Raw genomic sequence first — 23,325 nt, 5'->3', positions numbered from 1 at the left:
GCGGCAAAAAAACGGCACTGCCCTTGCCGCTTTCCTCCCCCGCAGCGGAAATCACTTGCCGCTTTTCTGGCATCCCCACCGTCAAACCCCTCCGAAGCCCCACAAATACGGTCGTTCCAGAACATGGCACGCCGCTTGCTATCTCTCAGTCACGAACATCTGGTCAACCGGTAAAGGTTTCCCGACATGAGCATCAGCTTCGAAAACGCACTGGGCATTCACGAGAAAGCGCTGAACTTCCGCGCCCAACGTGCAGAAGTGCTGGCCAACAACATCACAAACGCCGACACGCCCAACTACAAGGCGCGTGACCTGGACTTTTCCAAGGTGTTGGCTGCCCAAAGCGACAAGGCCAACAACGGCACCTTTGACCTGAACATGACCAACAGCCGCCACATCGAAGCTCAAGGCATGGACGTGGGCGAAGCAAACCTGCTCTATCGCACGCCGTCGCAACCGTCGCTGGACCAGAACACCGTCGACTCCCAGGTCGAAAATGCGAACTACGCCGAGAATGCCATCGGCTTCCAGGCCAGCTTCACGTTGCTCAACAGTAAGTTCAAAGGGCTGGTTGCAGCCCTGCGCGGAGAGTAATTCATGTCTCTATCCAGTGTTTTCAATATTGCCGGTAGCGGCATGAGTGCCCAGAACACTCGCCTGAACACCGTGGCCAGTAACATTGCCAACGCCGAAACCGTGTCCTCGAGTGTGGACAAAACCTACCGCGCCCGTCACCCGGTGTTCGCCACCGTGTTTCAGGGGCAGGAATCCGGCGACAGTGCTTCGCTGTTCGAAGACCAGGGCCAGGCCGGCACCGGCGTGCAGGTTTCCGGCATCGTCGAGGACACCTCGAACCTGGAAGCACGTTACGAGCCAAACCACCCGGCGGCCGACAAGAACGGTTACGTCTACTACCCGAACGTCAACGTCGTTAACGAGATGGCTGACATGATCTCGGCCAGTCGTTCGTTCCAGACCAATGCGGAAGTCATGAACACCGCGAAAACCATGATGCAGAAGGTGCTGACCCTGGGTCAGTGATAAGGGGCGAAAGTCATGACGGTTACTAACACCAGCAACGATGCCTCGGCGGCATTGCTCAAGTCGCTGCAATCGACCGGCACCACGTCGAGCACGAGCAGTACCTCCAGCTCTGCAAGCACAGCCAGCAGCACCGGCACCAGCTCGCTGGGCAAGGATTCGTTCCTCAAGCTGCTGGTCACCCAGATGCAGAACCAGAACCCGCTTGATCCGCAGGATAACAGCGAGTTCGTGGCGCAGTTGGCGCAGTTCAGCAGCCTGGAAACCATGCAGAACCTGAGCAGCACGGTCGACTCGATCAGCACGCAGTATCAGTCGTCCCAGGCACTGCAGGCGTCCTCGCTGGTTGGGCGTTCAGTGGTTGTCGACGCAGGCGCCACTTCGGTGGACACCTCGACCGGGCTGACCGGCTCGGTGGTCCTGCCGTCCTCCAGCTCCGCGACCACGGTCAAGGTCTACGACTCGGCAGGCTCTGTCGTGCGCACCCTTGATCTGGGCACCCAGGCGGCCGGCACCGCCAGCTTCACCTGGGACGGTAAGGATGAAAGCGGCGAAACGCTGGCGTCGGGTAACTACAGTTTCGTCGCCAACGGCAGTCTCGATGGCACCAGCACGGCGCTGACCACCTACCTGCCGGCCACTGTCAGCAGCGTCACCATGGGGACCAGCGGGGCGGACATGACGCTCAATCTGGCCAGCGGCAACAGTATTGCATTGTCCAAAGTACAGAAAATCGGAATTTGAAGCCGGCTAGACGGCGCAGGAGTGAACCATGTCTTTCAACGTTGGCCTTAGCGGGCTTTATGCAGCAAACAAAAGTCTGGACGTTACCGGCAACAACATTGCCAACGTGGCGACCACTGGCTTCAAATCTTCTCGTGCAGAGTTTGCCGACCAGTACGCGCAATCGATTCGCGGCACGTCCGGTGCCACGTCTACCGGCAGTGGTGTAACCACCGCGGCAGTTTCGCAGCAGTTCACCCAGGGTTCGTTGAACACCGGCACCGGGCGTAGCCTGGATTTGGCCATCAACGGCAATGGCTTCTTCATGGTCAGTAACAACGGCGACAAGCTGTATACCCGCGCCGGTGCGTTCCATACCGACTCGAACGGGTATGTTATCGATGAGTCGGGCAACAACCTGCAAGGGTACAGCCTGGATTCCAGCGGCAATTTGGCCACTGGCGTACTTAGCAGCTTACGGATCGACTCCTCCAACCTGTCGCCCAAGAGCACCAGCACGATCACCATGGCGTCGAACCTCAACTCTTCCGCGACCGTGCCAACCGTGACGACGTTCGATCCGAGTGATTCCACCAGTTACAACACGACTTGGAGTACGCCTATCTACGATAGCCAGGGCAATGAGCACTCTCTGAGCCAATATTTCGCCAAGACCGACACCAATACCTGGACCATGTACAGCTTGATCGACGGGCGAAGCATTTCGACCCCAAGCTCGACGACAGCTGATGCCACCAAATTGACGTTCGACTCGTCAGGCAATTTGATTACCACCGGTACCGGTGCGCCCGACGTTACTGATTCGCCTAATATTTCAATCGGTACCGACGGCATCTTTACTGTTAACAATTGGGTGCCTGCTGCCGCGACCACCGTTGGCAGTACCACGACGTGGGCCAGTAATGGAGCGTCCGGTAATGCTACCGGCATGAAGCTCAACATGTTGGCGACCACCCAAACCAACTCGGCAGCTGGCGCGATTTCCAACCCTCAAGACGGTTACGCCACCGGGCAGATCAGTGCCATGAACGTCGATGCGACGGGCAACATCTTCGCCTCATACACCAACGGTCAATCCAAAGTGATTGGCCAGGTATCGCTGACCAACTTTGCCAACGTCCAGGGGCTGGCGCCGGCAGGTGGTACCAACTGGCGTGAGACCTACGCATCGGGAACGCCGGTTACCGGCGCGCCTGAGTCGGGTACGCTGGGATCGTTGACCGGGCAGGCGCTCGAAGAATCCAACGTCGATCTGACCAGCGAACTGGTCAACCTGATCAAGGCGCAGAGCAACTATCAGGCGAACGCCAAGACGATCTCGACTGAAAGCACCATCATGCAGACCACCATTCAGATGACCTGATAGCGCTGGAACGCTTTCACCAAGCCCCTCCCGCGAGGGGCTTTTTTGTGTTTTCCTGACCGTTGGGGCTCGGCCCGGAACTGGCGCTGTCAACTGCGGCCGCTGTGGCTTTTCATGCCCATACGCAGAACTGCATCAACACGTCATCTGCGCAAGTGAGGTTGATCCAGGCGCCAATCCGTCGACCTGAGTCCCAGGGTGAAAACAATAATCGCTGCCTCGCGTCGCGTGGGTGTGCATCCTCGAACGCTCTGCGTTACCAGATCGGCGCTCCGCCCAGCGTTATCTGCAGATCATATTGAACAATCCGACTTCACAAACCTGCCACTGACCTTGGTCCAACCCTTTCCTGGGCTGGTCTGGGCGCAGACCGTCTTGTGCTTGCCCTGCCACAGGTAATAAGGCGCAGTCTCGGCAAGCGTCAGTGTCGAACAGGCGCCGAGGGCGAGGAGGAGGGTGAGGCGCAAACGCATGACGAATTCCCGTTGGTAAAAGACTAGCGAGCTAAGCCGCTGCAATTATCGCTCCGGCAAGGAAATTTTTTTGGCGCAGATGGCGCCGTTTTCTGCTGAATGTGGCGGTCCACCGTCGCGGCGAGGCCCCGCGCCGGTCTTACACCGGGCTGGCGCCCAATAACCATTGGCAAATCAGCGCTTTGTATCACGCCTGAAAAACTGGTTCGATTATTGCTATTACCTCTGCAGTACAGCTACAGGCGGCAAGCGTCTGGCAGAGGAGGAAGACTGTGGACAAGTTGCTTTACGTGGCCATGAGCGGGGCGTCGGAAAATGCCATCGCGCAAAAGGCCCATGCCAACAACCTGGCGAACGTCTCGACCAACGGATTTCAGCGCGACCTCGAACAGGCCCGCTCGATGCCGGTGTTTGGTGAGGTCAATCCGTCGCGCGCTTATGCCATGAGCGAGCGTCCCGGCACCGACTTCAGCCAGGGTTCGATGATCGATACCGGTCGCGATCTGGACGTTGCCGTCAAAGGCAATGGCTGGATGGCCGTGCAGACGCCGGACGGCGGTGAAGCCTACACCCGCACCTCCAGCATGAATATTGACGCGTTGGGCGTGCTGCGCGATGGCAATGGTTTGCCGGTCATGGGCAACAGCGGGCCGATCGCCGTGCCGCCTCAGCAGCAGATTGAAATCGGCGCCGACGGCACCATCAGCCTGCGTTCGCTCGGTGAGAGCCCGAAAGTGATGGCCCAGATCGACCGTATCAAGTTGGTCAAGCCGGACTTGAAGAACATGGAAAAAGGCCCCGACGGTCTGATGCACACCAAAGACGGCAAACCGGCGCAGGCCGATGCCGACGTGCAGGTGGAATCGGGATTTCTGCAGTCGAGCAACGTCAACGCCGTCGACGAAATGACGTCGGTGCTGGCCTTGTCCCGGCAATTCGAACTGCACATCAAAATGATGAAGACCGCCGAGCAGGATGACGAGTCGATGGCTCGCGTCTTGCAAATGGGCTAATGACTGACAGCTTGCGCCGACAATCAGGCGCTCGAGGAGATTAAGAATGCTTCCGGCACTCTACGTAGCTAAAACCGGCCTTGCCGCTCAGGACACCAACCTGACGACCATTTCGAACAACTTGGCCAACGTGTCGACCACCGGTTTCAAAAGTGATCGCGCCGAATTTCAGGACCTTTTGTACCAGATCAAGCGTCAGCCAGGCGCCCAGTCCACTCAGGACAGCGAGCTGCCTTCAGGTCTGCAACTGGGTACCGGCGTGCGCATCGTCGGCACGCAGAAGAACTTTACGGCCGGCAGCCTGCAAACCACCAACCAGCCGCTGGACATGGCGGTCAACGGTCGGGGTTTCTTCCAGATTCGTCAGCCTGACGGCACTGTGGCCTACACCCGCGACGGTACATTCCATCTGGACAGCAATGGTCAAATCGTCACCGCCAACGGCTACGCGCTGGAACCTGCGATCGTCGTCCCGCAAGACTCGCAGACATTCACGGTAGGCGAAGACGGCACGGTGTCGATCACCACGTCCACCAACACCGCCACGCCGCAGGTCATCGGCAATATTCAGACCGCCGACTTCATCAACCCGGCCGGGCTGCAATCGGAAGGCGGCAACCTGTACCTGGAAACCGCTTCCAGCGGCGCTCCACAAGTCGGTACGCCAGGGCTGACGGGGCTGGGTGTGATCAAACAGAACACCCTGGAAAACTCCAACGTCAGCACCGTGGAGGAGCTGGTGAACATGATCACCACCCAGCGCGCCTACGAGATGAACTCCAAAGTCATTTCCACCGCCGACTCGATGCTGCAGTACGTCACTCAGAATCTTTGACGCGCGGCGGTAAACGGAACCTGAAACGCCTGATGTCCTGCAATAAACACCTGATCAATCCGATGGGGCGCCTGAAACGCCTGCTACACCGCGAGGTTTTAAGTGTCATGAAACGGCTTTCTGTATTGCGGCTTTCCCTGTTGGCAGCACCGCTGTGCGGTATCGCGCTGTTGACCGGTTGCGTTGCGCCCTCGGCCAAACCCAATGACCCTTACTACGCGCCGGTGTTGCCTCGAACGCCGCTGCCGTCGGCGGCGAACAACGGCTCGATCTATCAGGCCGGTTTCGAGCAGAATCTCTACGGCGACCGCAAGGCGTACCGGGTCGGTGACATCATCACCATCACCCTCTCCGAGAAAATGGCTGCCAGCAAGGCCGCCAGTTCCGGCATCAGCAAGACCAGCAAAACCAGCCTGGGCCTGACGTCGCTGTTCGGTGCCGGTGTCAGTACCAGCAACCCGGTGGGCGGCGGCAACCTGAGCCTGGACGCCGGCTACAGCGGCGACCGCGCGACCAAGGGCGACGGCAAGGCGGCGCAGAGCAACAGCCTGACCGGTTCGATCACGGTCACCGTGGCCGACGTGCTGCCCAACGGCATCCTCTCGGTGCGCGGCGAAAAGTGGATGACGCTGAACACCGGTGATGAGCTGGTGCGGATTGCCGGCCTCATCCGGGCCGATGACATCGCCACGGACAACACCGTGTCGTCCACTCGCGTGGCCGATGCACGGATCACTTATTCCGGTACAGGGGCATTTGCCGATTCCAGTCAGCCAGGCTGGTTCGACCGATTCTTCCTCAGCCCGTTGTTCCCTTTCTGATACCGGGATAGCCATGATCACGTTCAAGCAGCTGATAGCAGCGGCACTGTTGTTCACCGCGGCCCTGGGTGCTCACGCCGAGCGCCTGAAGGACATTGCCAGTATCTCTGGCGTGCGCACCAACCAGTTGATCGGTTACGGTCTGGTGGTGGGTCTGAACGGCACGGGTGACCAGACCACGCAGACGCCGTTTACCCTGCAGACCTTCAATAACATGCTCTCGCAGTTCGGCATCAAGGTGCCGGCAGGTTCGGGCACCGTGCAGTTGAAGAACGTCGCAGCGGTGGCGGTGTACGCCGATTTGCCGCCGTTCGCCAAACCGGGTCAGCAGATCGACATCACGGTGTCGTCCATCGGTAACTCGAAAAGCCTGCGCGGCGGTGCCCTGTTAATGACGCCGATGAAGGGTATCGACGGCAACGTCTACGCGGTCGCTCAGGGCAACCTGGTGGTCGGCGGTTTTGACGCCGAAGGCCGTGATGGCTCGAAGATCACCGTCAACGTTCCGTCCTCGGGGCGTATTCCTGGCGGTGCGTCGGTCGAACGCGCGGTGCCGAGCGGTTTTAATCAGGGCAACTCGCTGACCCTGAACCTCAATCGCAATGACTTCACCACAGCCAAGCGCATCGTCGACAAAATCAACGACATGCTCGGCCCAGGCGTCGCCCAAGCGGTGGATGGCGGCTCCGTGCGCGTGACTGCGCCGTTGGACCCCAATCAGCGCGTCGACTACCTGTCGGTGCTGGAAAACCTGGAAATCGATCCGGGCCAGACCTCGGCCAAAGTCATCATCAACTCGCGTACCGGCACCATTGTGATCGGCCAGAACGTTAAGGTTTCGCCTGCGGCTGTTACCCACGGCAGCCTTACCGTGACCATCACCGAGGACCCTGTGGTCAGCCAGCCGGGTGCGTTCTCCAACGGCCAGACCGCCGTGGTGCCGCGCTCGAAGGTCAACGCAGCGCAGGAAATGCACCCAATGTTCAAGTTCGGCCCTGGCACCACGCTTGACGAGATCGTGCGTGCGGTCAACCAGGTGGGCGCGGCGCCAGGCGACCTGATGGCGATTCTCGAAGCACTGAAACAGGCCGGCGCGCTGCAAGCCGACCTGATCGTGATTTAAGGTAAGCGAGCATGAGTATTCCCAGCGGCGGTGTGTCTTCGGGCGATTCGGGGGCGTATACCGACCTCAATCGTCTGACCGCCATGAAGAATGGCGACCGCGACAGCGATGCGAATCTCAAGAAAGTGGCGCAGGAGTTCGAGTCGCTGTTCGTCAGCCAAATGCTCAAGGCCATGCGTTCGGCCAACGAAGTGCTGGCCAAGGATAACCCGATGAACACCGCGGCAACGCGGCAGTATCAGGACATGTACGACCAGCAACTGTCGGTGAGCATGTCGCGCGAGGGTGGAGGTATCGGTCTGCAGGACGTGCTGATGCGCCAACTGTCCAAGATCAAGGCCGGCACCGTTGCGCCCGCCACTGCTGATACCACGGCAGCCGCCAAGACAGACGCCAGCCAGGCGACGCCTGCTCTGGCGACGCGAGTTGCCCAGCGACCGCTGTGGGCTACGCGCTCGGTGACCGCCGCTGCGACCGCTGCCGACGGCACGCCACACAACGACGTCGCAGCGCTCAATTCGCGTCGTCTTTCGCTGCCAAGCAAATTGAGCGACCGGATCATGGCCGGCATCGTTCCCAACACAGCCGCCACACAGGATGCGGCCGCCAGCGCTACCACGCTGAAAAACCGTATTGCTGTTTCCAACGCCGTGGCCGCCGCTAAAAAGGCAGGCAGCAATGGCGACTGGACCATTGGACCGGAATACACCGCGCAGGCCGACGCGTATGTGCGCAACCGGGTGCAGACGCCCTTGGCGCCCGGCAAGGCGGCATTCGCCAACGCCGACGAGTTTGTCGCGACCATGCTGCCCTTGGCCAAGGACGCTGCCGCCCGTATCGGCGTCGACCCAACGGTGCTGGTGGCCCAGGCCGCGCTGGAAACCGGCTGGGGTAAATCGATCATGCGTCAATCCGACGGCAGCAGCAGTCACAACCTGTTCGGCATCAAGGCCCAGGGCGGTTGGCAGGGACCTGAAGCGCGCGCCATCACCAGCGAGTTCCGCGACGGCCAGATGGTCAAGGAAACGGCGGACTTCCGCTCCTATGATTCGTACGCCAGCAGCTTCCACGACCTGGTGAGCTTCCTGCAGAACAACAGCCGCTATCAAGCTACGCTGAAATCGGCCGATAACCCGGAACAGTTTGTGAAAGAGCTGCAGAAAGCCGGTTACGCCACCGACCCGGGTTATGCCAGCAAGATTTCTCACATAGCAAAACAGATGAAGAGCTACCAGAACTACGCAGCCGCATCGGGCTCTTCCACGACTTTATAAGGTTTGAACCATGTCACTGATCTCAATCGGGCTTTCAGGGTTGACCGCCAGCAACGCCGCGATGAACACCACTGGCAACAACACGGCCAACGTCAACACGCAGGGCTACTCGCGCCAGCAGGTGCTGACCACTGCCAGTGCGCAGCAGAATATCGGCGTCGGTTTCATCGGCACCGGCACCACGCTGTCTGACGTGCGTCGCATCTACAATGGCTACCTCGATACCCAATTGCAGACCAGTACGTCGCTCGACTCCGACGCCCAGGCCTACCTCGGTCAGGCCAGCAAGCTGGACTCGATGCTGTCGAGCAGCTCGACCGGCGTCAGCACCGTGCTGAGTAATTTCTTCACCAAGTTGCAGGCGCTTTCGGACAAACCGACCGACTCCGCCGCGCGTACCGATTTTCTGACCAGCGCCTCGGCGCTGACTGCGCAATTCAACGCGATTTCTTCGCAGATGAAAGACCAGAACGCGACGATCAATACGCAGATGACCGCGGTCGCAGGGCAGGTCAATTCGCTGGCGTCTTCGATCGCTGACCTGAACAAGCAGATCACTCAGGCCCAGGCCTCCGGTAGCCAGCCGAACTCGCTGCTCGATTCGCGTAACGAAGCGGTGCGTCAACTCAATGATCTGGTGGGCGCCAAAGTCGTCGAATCCAACAGCAGCTATGACGTCTACATCGGCACCGGCCAACCGCTGGTCACAGGCACCACGGCCAATACTCTGTCTGCGACGCCGAGTGACGCCGATCCGAGCGTTTATTCGCTCAAGCTCAATTATCAGAACAGCAGCGTGGATGTGACCGGTGTCGTCACCGGCGGTACGCTGGGTGGTCTGGTGCGCTACCGCAGCGACGTGCTGCAACCGGCGGCCAGCGAGCTGGGCCGCCTGGCGGTGGTTGCTGCCGATCAGGTCAACCAGCAGATGAACCAGGGCGTTGATGCCAACGGCAACTACGGCAGCAACTTGTTCAACAGCATCAACGATACAAGTCTGACCAGTCAGCGCAGCCTGGCTAACGCGAAAAACGCCCAGACATCCGGCAACTTTGCTGTTTCGATCAGCGACACCGGCGCATTGACCACTAACAACTATCAGGTGACGTTCACCGACGCCAGCGGCCAGTACAGCGTCAAGCGTCTGTCTGATGGCAAAGACATGGGCTCGTACAACACCAGTGACAGCAGCGCCCCGGTCATCGATGGGTTCTCGCTCAAGTTCACCGGCAGCTCCGCCGAGGGCGACAGCTTCAAGATCAGCCCGACGGCCACCGGCGCCGCCAACATCAAGACGGTGATGACCGACCCCAAAGCCATCGCCACCGCAGCAGCGCTGACGGGCACCGCGGGTGCGAGTAACAAAGGCTCGGCGACGTTCACTCAGCCAACCCTCAATACCCTGGCCGATATCTACGACACCACGGCCACTACCGATCTGCGCAGCGCCATCAGTGGTGCGACGCCAATGCGTCTGGTACTGGGCGACGTCACCAATGGCGCCCAGTCCTATTCACTGATCGATGCCAATGGCGCGGCCGTCAAGGACAAGGACGGTAACGCGATCACCGGCAACGTGGTTCAGGGACAGAGCAACGATATCTCCCTGAATGTGGGGTACACCGATTCTACGGGCACGGCGCAGTCGTTCAGTATCGGCATGACCCTCTCCGGTTCGGCCACCAGTGGCGATACTTACAGCATCGCGCTCACGGGCGCTGGCTCTGCGGATAACCGCAACTCGCAGACGGCGCTAACGCTGCAGACCAAGCAGACGGTCGACAACTCGTTGGGCAATGGCACGGGCATGAGCCTCAGTGGCGCCAACAGCAACATGATCACCACGGTCGGTTCCAAGGCGGCTCAGGCCAAGAACGATGCCACGGCGACCACTGCCGTGCTGACCCAGGCCAAATCTGCGCGCGACAGCGTTTCCGGCGTGTCGCTGGATGAAGAGGCGGCTGACCTGCTCAAGTATCAGCAGTACTACACCGCGTCGTCGCAGATCATCAAAGCGGCTCAAACCATCTTCAGCACGCTGATCAACAGTCTTTAAGGAGTCGTAATTCATGCGTATTTCCACCGCTCAGTTTTACGAGACCAGTGCTGCGAACTACTCGCGTAACTACGCCAATACCACCAAGACCAGCGACGAGGTGGCCAGTCAGATCAAGCTCAATACGGCGGCCGACGATCCGGTCGGCGCAGCTCGCGTTCTGCAACTGCAGCAGATGGGTACCCAGCTTAATCAGTACAAGTCCAACATCGACAGCATTAATACCGGTGTGGTCCAGACCGAGACGGCGATGACGTCCATCACCCAGGCGATCCAGCGCGCCCAGGAACTGGTGCTGGGGGCCAATGACGCCACCTTTACCGACAAGGACCGCCAGGCCAACGCGGCCGAGCTCAAGCAGCTGCAGACGCAAATCCTTGGCCTGATGAACAGCAAGGACGCCAACGGTTCGTATCTGTTCGCCGGTTCCAAATCCACCACCGAGCCCTACGTGGTCAATCCCGATGGCACCTATAGCTATCAGGGCGACCAAACGCGCAACATGCTGGACATCGGCAGCGGCATTTCCATGGCCAGCAATACCACTGGCTGGGACGCCTTCGAGCAGGCGGTCAACACGACACGCACCACGGCCAGCCTGACCTCGCCGACCACCGACGACGGGATGATTTCCTTGTCCGGCGGCAGCGTCAGCGACACGGCTGCCTACAACAGCAAGTTCACGACCGGTCAGCCTTACAGCATCAGCTTCACCAATGGCAGCCAGTACACGATCCTCGACAAGGATGGTACTGACGTCACCGGCGAGGCGAGCCAGGCAGGCAAGTTCGCCACCACCAGCGGTGCGTCTCAGGCCATCACGTTCCGTGGCCTGGAAATGAGCCTGAACATCAACCTGACGACTGCGCAGTACGGCAGCTCCGCTGAAGCCGACGCCGCGATGACAGCATCGCCACATACCTTCGAGCTGGCAGTGTCACCGAGCACCGTCAGTACCGCTCGCCTGCCAAGTAACTCGTCGAGCTCCACGGTCATCACCAGCTCCAAGGTCACCGATCAGGCGACGTTCGACAAGACGTTCCCAAATGGCGGGGCGGTGCTGCGTTTTTCCGACGCCACCACGTTCAGCCTGTACGCAGCACCCTACGATGCGGCGACCAGCAAGCCGGTGTCCACCGGCACGCTGAGCGGATCGCCGGTTGCCAACCAGGCGGTCGCCGCGGGTGTGACCTTTACCTTCAGTGGTACTCCACCGTCGCTGGCCAGCGGTGATCAGTTCACCGCGTCGTCGTCGACCCAGCAAACGCAGAACGTGCTCAATACCCTGTCGAACGTGATCACTGCGCTCAATGGCAAGGTCGATGGCGATCCGGTTGCAGCGCAAAAACTGCAGGCCACGCTGACCTCGACCATCGGCAACCTCACCAGTGCCTCCAATCAGATCTCCAATGCGGTCAGTGACGGCGGTGCAAGGTCCAGGACCGCGACCGACCAGGGTGTTACTAACCAGAACCTGATTGATAACGGCACGACCGAAGCAGGTACCATCACCGCCTCCGATCCGGTGGACGCCATTGCGCGCCTGACCCTGCAAAAGACCATGTTGCAGGCCTCGCAACTGGTCTTCACGCAACTGTCTGCGCTGAATTTGTTCAGCAAGTTGTAATCATCCCATTGCAAGGCGAGGCCGGATTCATCCGGCTTCGCCACCGCTGAGTCTCTATCGTTAATATCAGCGGCAAGTCCTTCCTTCCCGCGAGGAAACGCGCCGCTCAGTGAGCCCGCCCGTGAATTCAGCTCCTCTGGTCAGCATCGTCATACCCGCCTACAACCCGCGCTTTTTCCGTCGGGCGCTGCTGGATGCCCTGGCGCAGACGTGGCAGCCGTTGGAGGTGGTGGTCTGTGATGACAGCCAGGGCGATGAAATCGAGCAGATCGTCGAACAGCTGACAGGGACGGGGTCTGCAACGTTGCGTTACGTTCGCAACCCCAGACGTCAGGGCTTTGTCGGCAACTTGCTGGTAGGCCTGAACGAGGCCCGTGGGCAGTTCATCAAGTTCCTGTGCGATGACGACCGGCTGTTTCCTGCCGCAGTTGCCCGGCAGGCGCAGGTGCTGGATAAGCATGACGACGTCAGTCTGGTGCTGGCTCAGCGCTATTTCTGCGATCCGGATGACATCCAACTGCCCGCGCGCATCGAGAACTGCCCCCTCGCCGAAGTCAGTGCGTTGTTCTACGGTGCTGACCTGCTGTCGGTCTTTGATATCTCCCCGACCAACTTTCTGGGCGGCTTTACCAGTTCGCTGATGCGCAGCAGCGATGTGGCGCAGATTCTGCCCGCCCTCAGAGAGGTCGGGGACGGGTTCACGGCGCTGGTCGATTTTGCGCTGTACATCTGTCTGCTCAAGCGCGGCAACATGGTCATGCTCAACGATGTGCTCAGCGCCGAGCGCTTGCACCCCGAGCGCTTCAGCCGCCAGCAGGCGGTCATTGACCGGGTCGACGGTGAGCGCGACTGGCTCAGGGAGATGCTCAAGGCACGTGCAGGCGAGGACGCACCTGATTACGGCTGGGTCCGTTTTGTACCCCTGGCTGAGGCGTATGACGAATCCCGCGTATGGCAGGAGTTGCCGCTCAGTCGCATGCTGGGTGACCGACAGGCCGTGCTGCCATGGCGGGTCGGCAGCGACAGCGAAAGTTTTGCCGGGTTGTATCAGCAATGGCTGAGTTATCGCACGCTGTTCGGCGCCGAGCGGGCGCGTGTTCCCGATATCGTCTCTACCTGGCCGGTGCAGCCCAAGCTGGTGGCGGTGGTTCTTGACCCGTCTGGCAGTCCGGCCAGTCTGGCACTGACGCTGGAAAGCCTCGAAGCCCAGCTGTATCCACCGGAGTTGATTCTGGTGCTGTCCGCCAGCTGTGAAGAGGCGGTGCTGCACGAGCGGGTATTTACGCTGCCGGCGCAAGCCGACTGGGTGACGCAGTTGAACACGCTTGTGCCTCAGTTGCAGCGCGTCGACTGGCTGTACCTGTTGCGCGCCGGTGATCGCCTGATCGATTGCGCGCTGCTGATCCTGGCCGAACGCATCGCTTCAACAGCCGATGTGTTGTGCATCTACAGCGACGAGGGTGCCTTGCACAAAGGCGAGTCGGCAGAGCCCGTGTTCAAGCCCGGTTTCAACCTCGATCTGCTGCGCAGTTATCCCTACGTCGGCCGGGTGCTGGCCTTCCAACTGGAGGCGATCACCGGGCTCGGCGGTTTCGACCCGCGTTATGGCGAACTGGCGCCTCACGATGCGATCTGGCGTCTGTTCGAGGCGCGCGGTGCCGTCGTGCATCACGTGGCCGAAATTCTGGTCGAGTCCCAACTGGCCTTTGATCAGTGGCTCAAACTCGATCAGGTGGTCGAACAAAGCGCCGAAGTGCTCAAGGCGCATTTGCTGCGCCTGGGTATAGAACATCGTTTGCATGAGACCGAGCAGCCGCTGATCAATCAGGTTCAATACCTCAGTGTCGATCAGCCGCTGGTGTCGGTGGTCATCGTCCATAAGGACCAGTTGGCCGCGTTGCAGCGTTGCATTGAAACGATGCTGACCCACACCGCCTACGGCAATTACGAAGTGCTGATCGTCGATCACGGCAGCCTGGGCGTAGACGCGCGCGCCTGGCTGGCTGACATGCAGGCCGTAGGCGGCGACAAACTCAGAGTGGTGCATTACGCAGGGCAGGGCAACGCTGGCGACATTCGCAATTACGCCGCGTCTCTGGCGCGCGGCGACTACCTGTTGATGCTCAGCGTGTATGCGGTGGTCGCTAATGCCGACTGGCTCGACGAGTTGCTCAATCATGGGCGCAGATCTGAGGTGGGCGTGGTCGGCGGCAAGCTGTTCAGCGCCGAAGGCTATGTGCTCCAGGCTGGGCTCATTTTGGGTTACCACGGGCCCGCCGGTCCGGCTTTCTTCGGCGAGCCACTGAACGCTGCGGGCCATTTGCTGCGTCTGAAGGCAACGCAGAACCTGAGCGCCGTGGGGCCCGAATGCCTGTTGGTGCGTCGGGCCCTGTTCGAGCAACTGGGCGGGCTCGACAGCACCGGCTTCACGGGCAGCCTGAATGAAGTAGACCTTTGCCTGCGGGCGCGTCAATCCGGTTATCTGGTGGTCTGGGCGCCACGAGCGTTGTTGGCCGTAGGTGCGTTGCCGGTGGTCGAGCAGCAGCGAGAAAAACAGCTTCAGATCAACGATCAACAGGCGTTCTATCTGCGCTGGTTGCCGACCGTGGCTCGCGATCCGGCCTATAACCCCAACCTGCGTCTGACCGGCTCGTTTTACAGCCTTGAGCCGGGCCTTAAAAAAGGCTGGAATCCTTATTCGACAAGACGCTTGCCCAATGTTCTGGCAATGCCCGTCAACAGCACGGCCGTCGGGCATTACCGCGTTTCCCAACCGTTTCTGGAACTGGAGGCCGATGGCCGCATCGAGGGGCGCCTGAGCTATGACTCGCCGTCGATCATCGATCTGGAGCGCCAGTCGCCCGATGTGATCATCGTGCAGTGCCGCTACAGTCAGGCCTCGATCGATGAGGTCCTCAAGTTGAAGACCTACTCCAATGCGCGACGCATCTATGAGCTGGACGATTATGTGATCAGCGTGCCGAAGAAAAACGGTCACCTGCGCAGCATGCCGAGCAACATGGAGAGCATGGTCCGTCTGGGCACCAGCCTGTGTGATCGCGTCGTGGTCTCCACGACAGCGCTGGCCGATGCCCTGTCAGGGCTGCATCAGGACATTCGCGTGGTGCCGAACATGCTGGCTTCGCAATTGTGGAGCGGAGTGCGTAGTCAGCGGCAGACCTCTGGCAAGCCCCGGGTAGGCTGGGGCGGTGGTACCAGTCATGCGGGCGATCTGGAGATCATTGCCGATGTGGTGCGTGAACTGGCGGATCAGGTGGAGTGGGTGTTCTTCGGCATGTGCCCCGAGGCACTGAAACCCTACGTTCACGAATTCCACCCTGCGGTCGGGCTGCATGCCTACCCGGCCAAGCTTGCCAGCCTGAACCTCGATCTGGCGCTGGCCCCGCTGGAGTACCACATCTTCAATGACTGCAAAAGCAACCTGCGACTGCTGGAGTACGGCGCCTGCGGTTATCCGGTGATCTGCAGCGATACCCGGGCTTACGAGGGTTACCTGCCCTGTACCCGCATTATCAGCAACAGCACTGAAGAGTGGCTCGAAGCGATCCGCATGCACCTGGCCGACCCGGTTGCCAGCTATCGGATGGGCGATGAATTGAAAGAGATCGTGATGCGCGACTACATACTGCGTGGTGACAACCTCCAGCATTGGGTCAATGGCTGGCTGGCCGACTGAAAAACTTGCGTTTCCCGTACGGCGGGTGCCACTCGGACGCCCGCCGCGCTATCTCATCCCTCCTGCTCAGGCGAAACAGAGTTGGCGTGCTTCCTGCTACGTCAGGCGGATAACGCCATAAGTCATGCACCGCTGGCGCTGGCATGCGGCGAACGACGCATCCGCAGACAGGCCCTGATCAGCCCGGCCCGCAGCGTGTGCGCCGTTCACCGACAGTTTTCATGCCTTTGACGAAAAGCCTCTCACTGCCCCGCAGCGTGCAAGGCTTTCACGAACAACGTTTTTTTGACGCTTGGCCGGATTGCAGGAAAAACCTTATGGACAGTCACCAACTTTTGGGAAACACCATGTCGCTTGATGAGCAACTCACCCTTGTTGTCCTCACTCAGGACCGGCCGGCATTCTTGCGTCGGACATTGCAGTACTACAGCACGTTGCACGCGCGGGTGTTGGTTCTGGACTCTTCGCAACACGCCAACAGCGACATTGCTTCGCTGTTCGCTCAGGTGAGTTACCTGCATTTGCCGCAATTTGCCGAGCGCGCGGTGCAAAGCAAGATCGCCCACGGCGTCGAGCAGGTGACCACACCCTTCATGGCGCTGATCAGCGACGAAGACTTCCTGGTACACGACGGGTTGGTCCAGTCCGTGGATTTCCTGGCTGCGCAACCTGCATACGGTCTGTGCCACGGCTATTGCCTGATGTATCAGGCCCATGGTGACAAGGTCGAGTATCTGCGTCGCGACAAAAAGGTGCTGGAAGATTACGCATCCGATGACGCTGCAGAACGCGTGCTGAGCTTTCTGAATCAATACATTCCGCCATTTTATGCCGTGACGCGTACCTCATTGTTGAAGCAGTGGTTCGCAGCTTTACCGCAGGGCACCAGCGGCGAGCTGCAGGAATATGGTCACGCGTTCTTCCTGCTGGCCTGCGCCAAGGCACGCATCCTGCCGATTGCTTATGGGGTGCGCGAGCGCGAGCACCGCTTCTGCGATCAACAGACCAACATGCTTAAAAAGCTGGGCAGCACCGCGCCCGAGGCGATGGTTGAGCGTCAGCAATTTGCCAGCTTCCTGGCTTCTCTTGAGACGGGACTCGAACCTCTGAGCGTGCCTGCGCGCGTCGAACTTGCGGTCTCGGGTTATGCGGCGCTGTGCGCCTGCCTGGATGAACAGCGTTCGCTCGGGCTGACCAGCATCGTTTCCTCGCGCTGGAATGACGTGTTCAGCCCTGCGGACCGGCAGTTCGGACCCCGTCAGTTCGTTGAGATGCCGTTTTACAACCAGGCGTTTTTCGACGTGTTGAACGAGATCGAGTTTTTGATCCACGCGATGCCTGCCGGCCAGTTGCAGATCGAGGCGCTTGAGGGTGTGTGGGTGCAGCAGGCGCTGCTGTTGCGCACCCACGCCAACGACAACCCTGAAACCATCGCCAACCGGCTATGGGAAGCAATGGCCCTGAATATTTTCAACCCGCACGTCGTCGAACCGCTGGCGACCCTGATGGCCCGCCAGGACGATCCGCAGGAAGCCGGCCAGATGTCTCGCTGGCTCGAACGCCTGACCTCGGTCAATCGTGAAGACCACCGGGTGCGCTTCGACCAGATGCCGTCCGGTCGCCTGCTGCAATGGCTTGACGCACGCAAGACTTCGGCAGCCGACGCGCAGGCCATCTCCAGCCACATTGCCGCGCAGGGCGCTGCGCCGCAATTTCTCATCCTGCTGTTGGACCTGGCTGATGACATGCACAGGTTGCAGGTCACGCTCGACAGTCTGGTCGAAGGCCACTGCAAGTCTTTCAAGGTGGTGGTCTTGACCACCGGCGAGCCGCCATCGACCACCAGCGCGCAGAACACGCTGCACTTTGTAAGAGTCACCAAAAACAGCTGGGTCGAGAAGATCAATCAGGCGGTCCAGCAGTCCTCTTGCAACTGGGTGCTGCTGGCTGAAGTGGGCGACGAGTTCATCCCGGGTGGGCTGTTGCGCGCCTCGCTGGAGTTGCAGGCTGCGCCGCAATGCCGTGCGGTGTTTGCCGACGAAATTCAACGCCTGCCTGGCGGCGCGCTGACCCACGTGATGCGCCCCGGTTTTAACCTTGACCTGTTGCAAAGCAATCCGAGCCAGATGTCCCGCCATTGGCTGCTGCGTCGCGACGTACTGCTGGACGCTGGCGGCTATTCGGCCGATTTCGCTCAGGCGCTGGAGTTCGAACTGCTGTTGCGCGTGATCGAACAGGGCGGCATGGGCTGGCTCGCGCATCTGGATGAGCCGTTGCTGGTCTGTGATGCGCCGACGGGTGAAGACAACCCGCAGCAGCGTCTGGCGCTGACGCGTCACCTGAACAATCGCGGTTACAAGGCGCAGGTGATTGCCGCCACGCCGGGCACCTGGCGTATCGACTACCGCCACAGCCAGCGCCCGCTGGTGTCAATCGTGTTGCCCTGCGCAGACGATCTGGCCGAGTTGCAGCGTTGTCTGGCGAGCGTCACCTTGCGTACGCGTTACGTCAGCTACGAGGTGCTGCTGGCTGACAATCACAGTCAGTCGCCTGAAATGGTCGAGTGGCTGGCGCGTCAGGAGAAAGGGCGCGTGCGCGTCGTACGGACCGAGGCGCGTCTGAGCAAGGCAGCCCTGATCAATACGGTCGCCGCGCAGGCCAAGGGCGAGTACCTGATCCTGTTGTCAGCTGACAGTGAAGTGATGGGGCCCAACTGGATTGATGCGCTGCTCAATCACGCTATGCGTCCCGAAGTGGGCGTCGTCGGCGCCAAACTCGTCGACCGCCAGGGCAACGTCAGCCAGGCCGGTCTGATTCTGGGCTTGAACGGGGGCGTCGGTTCGGCCTTTGTCGGTGAGACCAAGGATGCAGCGGGTTATCTGCAGCGCCTGCTGCTGGATCAGAGCTACTCTGCGGTATCGGATGCCTGCCTGATGGTGCGCAAGGAATTGTTCGACAGCGTCGGCGGCCTTGATCAGGAACAGTTCGCCGACGCTTTTGCGGATGTCGACCTGTGCCTCAAGCTGGGCCAGGCCGGTTATCTGACGGTGTGGACGCCGCAGGTGCAGGTCATTCACCCGGGCACGTTGCCGACGGCACCTTCGGCCTTGGCGGCGTTGCAGGGCAAATGGGCCGATGCATTCGCCCACGACCTTGCCTATAACAAGAACCTGACGCTCGCCGGCGAGGCGTTCACGCTGGGTAAGGCGTGCAGTTCAACTTGGGCGCAGTTGCTCCCCCAGTGATGCAAAGGTAGGGACACAATCATGTTCAACGGCAAGTCAGTATTGATCTCCGGCGCGACCGGCTCGTTCGGTCGCCAGTTCATCCGCACGCTGCTTGAACGCTATCAGCCTCGGCGCGTGGTGGTGTTCTCCCGCGATGAACTCAAGCAGTACGAAATGCAGCAGGAATTCAACGCGCCGTGCATGCGTTATTTTCTGGGTGACGTGCGCGATGCCGAGCGCTTGCAACAGGGCATGCGCGGTATCGACTACGTGGTCCACGCGGCCGCGCTCAAGCATGTGCCGGCGGCGGAGTACAACCCCACCGAATTCATCCGCACCAACGTCAACGGCGCCGAGAACATCATCGCGGCGGCCATTGCCAATGGCGTGAAAAAGGTCATCGCGCTGTCTACCGACAAGGCAGCCAGCCCGATCAACCTGTATGGCGCTACCAAACTGCTGTCGGACAAACTGTTCGTGGCCGCCAACAACATTGGCGGCGAGGAGCAGACCCGCTTTGCCGTGGTCCGCTACGGCAACGTTGCAGGCTCGCGCGGCTCGATCGTGCCGTTCTTCAACAAGCTGATCGCAGCCGGCGCTACGCAATTGCCGATTACCGATCCGCGCATGACCCGCTTCTGGATCACCCTGGATCACGGTGTGGATTTCGTGCTGCAAAGTTTCGAGCGCATGCACGGCGGCGAAGTGTTCGTGCCAAAGATCCCCTCGGTGCGCATCGTCGATCTGGCGCAGGCCATGGCCGCAGACCTGCCGCACAAGGTGGTCGGGATTCGCCCGGGCGAGAAGTTGCACGAGCTGATGGTGCCGCAGGATGACGCGCGCATGACCTTGGAATTCAAGGATCACTACACCATCGTGCCCTCGATCCGCTTCAACAACGTGGACACCGATTTCGCCATCGACGCGCTTGGCGAAACAGGGATTGCCGTGGCCGATGATTTTGAGTACCGCTCCGACACCAACCCGGACTTCATGTCGGTGCCCGCGATTCGCCAACTGCACGCCGACGTCACGCCATGATTCCCTACGGACGCCAGAGTCTTGACCAGGCGGACATCGATGCCGTGGTCGAGGTGCTCAAGTCGGACTGGCTGACCCAGGGCCCGACCATCGAGCGTTTTGAAGCCGCGATGGCCGAGCGCTGTGAAGCCGCTTTTGGCATTGCGGTGTGCAATGCCACGGCGGCCCTGCACATCGCCTGTCTGGCGGCGGGGTTGGGTGAGGGCGACGTGCTCTGGACCAGCCCTAATACGTTTCTGGCGTCGGCAAACTGCGGGCGTTACTGCGGCGCGGCGGTTGATTTTGTCGACATCGATCCGCTGACCTGGAACCTCGACTCCCATGCCCTCGCGCGTAAGCTTGAGGTCGCTGAACGCGACGGTAAGCTGCCGAAAATTTTGGTGGCGGTGGCGTTTTCAGGCCAGAGCTGTGATATGCGGGCGATTGCCCAGTTGTCGCGGCGTTACGGTTTTGTCGTCATCGAAGACGCCTCCCATGCCGTCGGTGCACGTTATGCAGGGCGTCCCGTGGGTTGCGGTGAATTCGCCGACATGACCGTGTTCAGCTTTCATCCTGTGAAAATCGTCACGACAGGGGAGGGCGGACTGGTCTTGACCAATCGCCCGGAATTGGCTGATCGTCTGCGTCGCTTGCGCAGCCACGGCATGACCCGCGATCCGGCGCAGATGGACGAGTCCAGCCACGGCCCCTGGTATTACCAACAGGTCGAACTGGGCTTCAATTACCGCATCACCGACATGCAGGCCGCACTGGGGCTTTCGCAGTTGAACAAGCTCGATGGCTTTCTGGCGCGGCGTCGCGAGCTGGTGGCCCGCTATCAGGCACTGCTCGCCGATCTGCCGTTGACATTGCCTGCCGCGCAGGCCGAGGCAGAATCGGCCTGGCACCTGTATGTGGTGCGCTTGCAGACCAGGCGTCTGTCGCGCAGCCATCGCGAGGTGTTCGAGGGCCTGCGCGCGGCAGGCATTGGGGTCAACCTGCATTACATTCCGGTGCATTTGCAGCCGTACTATCGCGACCTTGGCTTCAAGGTCGGCGACTTTCCCGAAGCTGAAGCCTATTACGCGCAAGCCATCAGCCTGCCGCTGTACCCGGCCATGACGAACGAGCAGCAGGATTTGGTCATTGATCGGCTGCGGCACCTGCTGGCCGATGGCCACGCGTCGGGCCTTTGACATGACCGTATCCGTTACCCTGAGCACCAGCGCTGTCGCGATCATTCCGGCGCGTGGCGGCAGTCAGCGAATTCCTCGCAAAAACCTGAAGCTGTTCAATGGCGAGCCGATGATTGTCGGCTCGATTCGCAAAGCGTTGGCCAGCGGCCTTTTCGAACGGGTGGTGGTCAGCACGGACGATGAAGAAACCGCCACCGTCGCCCGCGACCACGGGGCCGACGTGCCCTTCATGCGCCCCGCGGAACTGGCCGACGCGTTCACCGGCACAGCGCCGGTGATTCAGCACGCGATTCGCAGTCTGGATCGTCCTTACGATTTCGCTTGCTGTATCTACGCCACCGCACCTTTGTTGCAGGGGCGTTATCTGCGCCAGGGGCTGGAAGCATTGCGGGCAGCGCCGAACCAGTCCTATGCCTTCTCGGTTTGCGGGTTTGGTTTCCCGATCCAGCGCGCGCTGTTGATCACTGAGGACGGCAATCTCGATGCCATGCACCCCGAGTACCGGCATGTGCGCTCCCAGGACCTGCCAGCGGCCTATCAGGATGCCGCTCAATTCTATTGGGGGCGCAGTGAGGCCTGGCTGCGCGGCGACGTCATCTTCTCGCCGCGGAGCGTGCCGGTGATACTGCCGCGGCATTTGGTGCAGGACATCGATACCGAAGAAGACTGGGTGCGGGCCGAATACCTCTATGCAGCGCTCAAGGCTGGCGGAGAAATCGACGGGTGAGGGTGCTGATTCGGGCTGACGCCTCTATCGCCATCGGCAGCGGGCACGTTGCGCGCTGCCTGACACTGGCCCACGCCTTGCGCAAGCGAGGCGCCGACGTGCAGTTCGCGTGCAGGCTACTGTCCGGTCATCTGCTGCAACGTCTGCGCGAGCAGGGCTACACCGCCTTTGGTTTACCCCAGGCTGACCCGCAGGAGCAGGGCCAGGGCGGTTCACCTATCGAGGCGAGTTTGCCGTGGCAGACCGATATCGAGGCGCTGGCCGAAGCCTTGCAGGGCGAGCCGCCATTTGACTGGTTGATCGTCGATCACTACGGCCTGGATGCGCGGTGGGAGAGGGCGGCTGGACGGTTTGCCAGTCGCTTGATGGCCATCGACGACCTCGCCAATCGACCGCACGCCGCGGACGTGTTGCTTGACCAGAATTTTTCCGCACAGGTATCGGACAACCCTTACGCGCAGTGGATACCCCGTGATTGCCGGGCTTTGCTTGGTCCGCATTTCGCCTTGCTGCGCGACGAATTCCAGTGTCAGCCCATCGCCATCAAACCTCGGGTAGAACGGGTGTTGGTAAATTTCGGTGGTTTCGATGCCGCGTGTCAGGTGCACGCGAGCATGCTTGCGCTACAGGGCTTTAACGATCTGCAGGTGGACTTTGTCGCCGGGCTGCACAACCCTCAATGGGAAGCGATGACTGAATTGACACGGGGTCGCCCCACGTGGCGTTTGCATGGGCTGGTCGATGACTTCTTCGGGTTGATGCAACAGGCGGATCTGTTCGTCGGCGCGGGCGGCGCTACGACCTGGGAGCGTGCCGCGCTGGGCCTGCCGACGATCTGCATTTCGGTCGCCCCTAACCAGCAGCTCAATGCTCGACTGCTGGCCGAGGCAGGTATCCACCTGTACTTGGGCTCCCATGAGCAGTTGGATATGCAGCAACGCGTAAGGGCGATTGCAAGTCTGCTGGGCGGTGCGTCTCAGCGGCAGGCATTTGCCGAGCGTTCGCGAGGGCTGGTGGACGGTTACGGAGCCGGGCGGGTGGCGGATACGCTGGCCGGTCATGACAAAATTTGCAGTGAGTGAGCGAGC

The 23,325-nt window shown here is 60.5% G+C and carries 18 protein-coding genes; 17 read left to right on the top strand and 1 reads right to left on the bottom strand.

The annotated features are described in order from the left end of the window. Positions 1-186: 186 nt before the first annotated feature. From flgB to flgE, 4 genes are read left to right on the top strand one after another with little or no spacing between them, the layout of a single operon-like run. Positions 187-594, top strand: coding sequence for a flagellar basal body rod protein FlgB (gene flgB / locus B3I26_RS05525; protein ID WP_296255950.1), 408 nt, complete (start codon positions 187-189; stop codon positions 592-594). 3 nt (positions 595-597) lie between these two features. After that, positions 598-1,041 (top strand): flagellar basal body rod protein FlgC, encoded by a 444-nt coding sequence (gene flgC, locus B3I26_RS05520; protein ID WP_296255948.1) that lies wholly within the window; start codon positions 598-600, stop codon positions 1,039-1,041. 15 nt (positions 1,042-1,056) lie between these two features. Beyond that, positions 1,057-1,785 (top strand): flagellar hook assembly protein FlgD, encoded by a 729-nt coding sequence (gene flgD, locus B3I26_RS05515; protein ID WP_296255946.1) that lies wholly within the window; start codon positions 1,057-1,059, stop codon positions 1,783-1,785. A 28-nt stretch (positions 1,786-1,813) separates the two neighbouring features. Next, positions 1,814-3,148, top strand: coding sequence for a flagellar hook protein FlgE (flgE, locus tag B3I26_RS05510; RefSeq protein WP_296255943.1), 1,335 nt, complete (start codon positions 1,814-1,816; stop codon positions 3,146-3,148). Positions 3,149-3,441: 293 nt separating this feature from the next. Here the strand turns inward: flgE and B3I26_RS05505 are convergent, their stop codons facing one another. Next, complete coding sequence (locus B3I26_RS05505) at positions 3,442-3,621, bottom strand: hypothetical protein (protein WP_296255942.1); 180 nt, start codon at positions 3,619-3,621, stop codon at positions 3,442-3,444. A gap of 272 nt (positions 3,622-3,893) precedes the next feature. On the opposite strand from B3I26_RS05505, the gene B3I26_RS05500 reads away from it, so the two are divergent. From B3I26_RS05500 to pseG, 13 genes are all read left to right on the top strand, one after another. Continuing rightward, entirely contained in the window at positions 3,894-4,634 is a 741-nt protein-coding gene (locus tag B3I26_RS05500) for a flagellar basal body rod protein FlgF (RefSeq protein ID WP_133750661.1), read from the top strand. Positions 4,635-4,680: 46 nt separating this feature from the next. Further along, complete coding sequence (gene flgG, locus B3I26_RS05495) at positions 4,681-5,469, top strand: flagellar basal-body rod protein FlgG (protein WP_296255940.1); 789 nt, start codon at positions 4,681-4,683, stop codon at positions 5,467-5,469. Positions 5,470-5,576: 107 nt separating this feature from the next. After that, positions 5,577-6,290, top strand: a complete 714-nt coding sequence (gene flgH, locus B3I26_RS05490; protein WP_296255939.1) for a flagellar basal body L-ring protein FlgH — start codon at positions 5,577-5,579, stop codon at positions 6,288-6,290. A 13-nt stretch (positions 6,291-6,303) separates the two neighbouring features. After that, entirely contained in the window at positions 6,304-7,413 is a 1,110-nt protein-coding gene (locus B3I26_RS05485) for a flagellar basal body P-ring protein FlgI (protein WP_296255936.1), read from the top strand. An 11-nt stretch (positions 7,414-7,424) separates the two neighbouring features. Beyond that, positions 7,425-8,687 (top strand): flagellar assembly peptidoglycan hydrolase FlgJ, encoded by a 1,263-nt coding sequence (gene flgJ / locus B3I26_RS05480; RefSeq protein WP_296255934.1) that lies wholly within the window; start codon positions 7,425-7,427, stop codon positions 8,685-8,687. 10 nt (positions 8,688-8,697) lie between these two features. Further along, positions 8,698-10,743: a flagellar hook-associated protein FlgK gene (gene flgK, locus B3I26_RS05475; protein ID WP_296255932.1), complete on the top strand. Its 2,046-nt coding sequence runs from the start codon at positions 8,698-8,700 to the stop codon at positions 10,741-10,743. A gap of 13 nt (positions 10,744-10,756) precedes the next feature. After that, on the top strand, positions 10,757-12,370 hold the full coding sequence (locus B3I26_RS05470; protein WP_296255930.1) for a flagellar hook-associated protein 3: 1,614 nt from the start codon (positions 10,757-10,759) through the stop codon (positions 12,368-12,370). A 121-nt stretch (positions 12,371-12,491) separates the two neighbouring features. Next, positions 12,492-16,067, top strand: coding sequence for a glycosyltransferase (locus B3I26_RS05465; protein ID WP_296255928.1), 3,576 nt, complete (start codon positions 12,492-12,494; stop codon positions 16,065-16,067). A gap of 317 nt (positions 16,068-16,384) precedes the next feature. After that, positions 16,385-19,312, top strand: coding sequence for a glycosyltransferase family 2 protein (locus tag B3I26_RS05460; protein WP_296255926.1), 2,928 nt, complete (start codon positions 16,385-16,387; stop codon positions 19,310-19,312). A gap of 21 nt (positions 19,313-19,333) precedes the next feature. Beyond that, positions 19,334-20,335 (top strand): UDP-N-acetylglucosamine 4,6-dehydratase (inverting), encoded by a 1,002-nt coding sequence (gene pseB / locus B3I26_RS05455; RefSeq protein ID WP_296255924.1) that lies wholly within the window; start codon positions 19,334-19,336, stop codon positions 20,333-20,335. Continuing rightward, positions 20,332-21,510, top strand: a complete 1,179-nt coding sequence (pseC, locus tag B3I26_RS05450) for a UDP-4-amino-4,6-dideoxy-N-acetyl-beta-L-altrosamine transaminase (protein WP_296255922.1) — start codon at positions 20,332-20,334, stop codon at positions 21,508-21,510. The genes pseB and pseC overlap by 4 nt, the downstream gene beginning before the upstream one ends. 1 nt (position 21,511) lies before the next feature. After that, complete coding sequence (pseF, locus tag B3I26_RS05445; RefSeq protein ID WP_296255920.1) at positions 21,512-22,237, top strand: pseudaminic acid cytidylyltransferase; 726 nt, start codon at positions 21,512-21,514, stop codon at positions 22,235-22,237. Continuing rightward, positions 22,234-23,319 (top strand): UDP-2,4-diacetamido-2,4,6-trideoxy-beta-L-altropyranose hydrolase, encoded by a 1,086-nt coding sequence (gene pseG / locus B3I26_RS05440; RefSeq protein WP_296255918.1) that lies wholly within the window; start codon positions 22,234-22,236, stop codon positions 23,317-23,319. The genes pseF and pseG overlap by 4 nt, the downstream gene beginning before the upstream one ends. The last annotated feature ends 6 nt before the right edge of the window (positions 23,320-23,325 follow it).

This window comes from Pseudomonas sp. UBA5706 (assembly GCF_002419965.1).
Taxonomy (GTDB): domain Bacteria; phylum Pseudomonadota; class Gammaproteobacteria; order Pseudomonadales; family Pseudomonadaceae; genus Aquipseudomonas.
The sequence above is the reverse complement of the archived record's forward strand: the minus strand, read 5'-3'. Positions and strand labels throughout refer to the sequence as shown.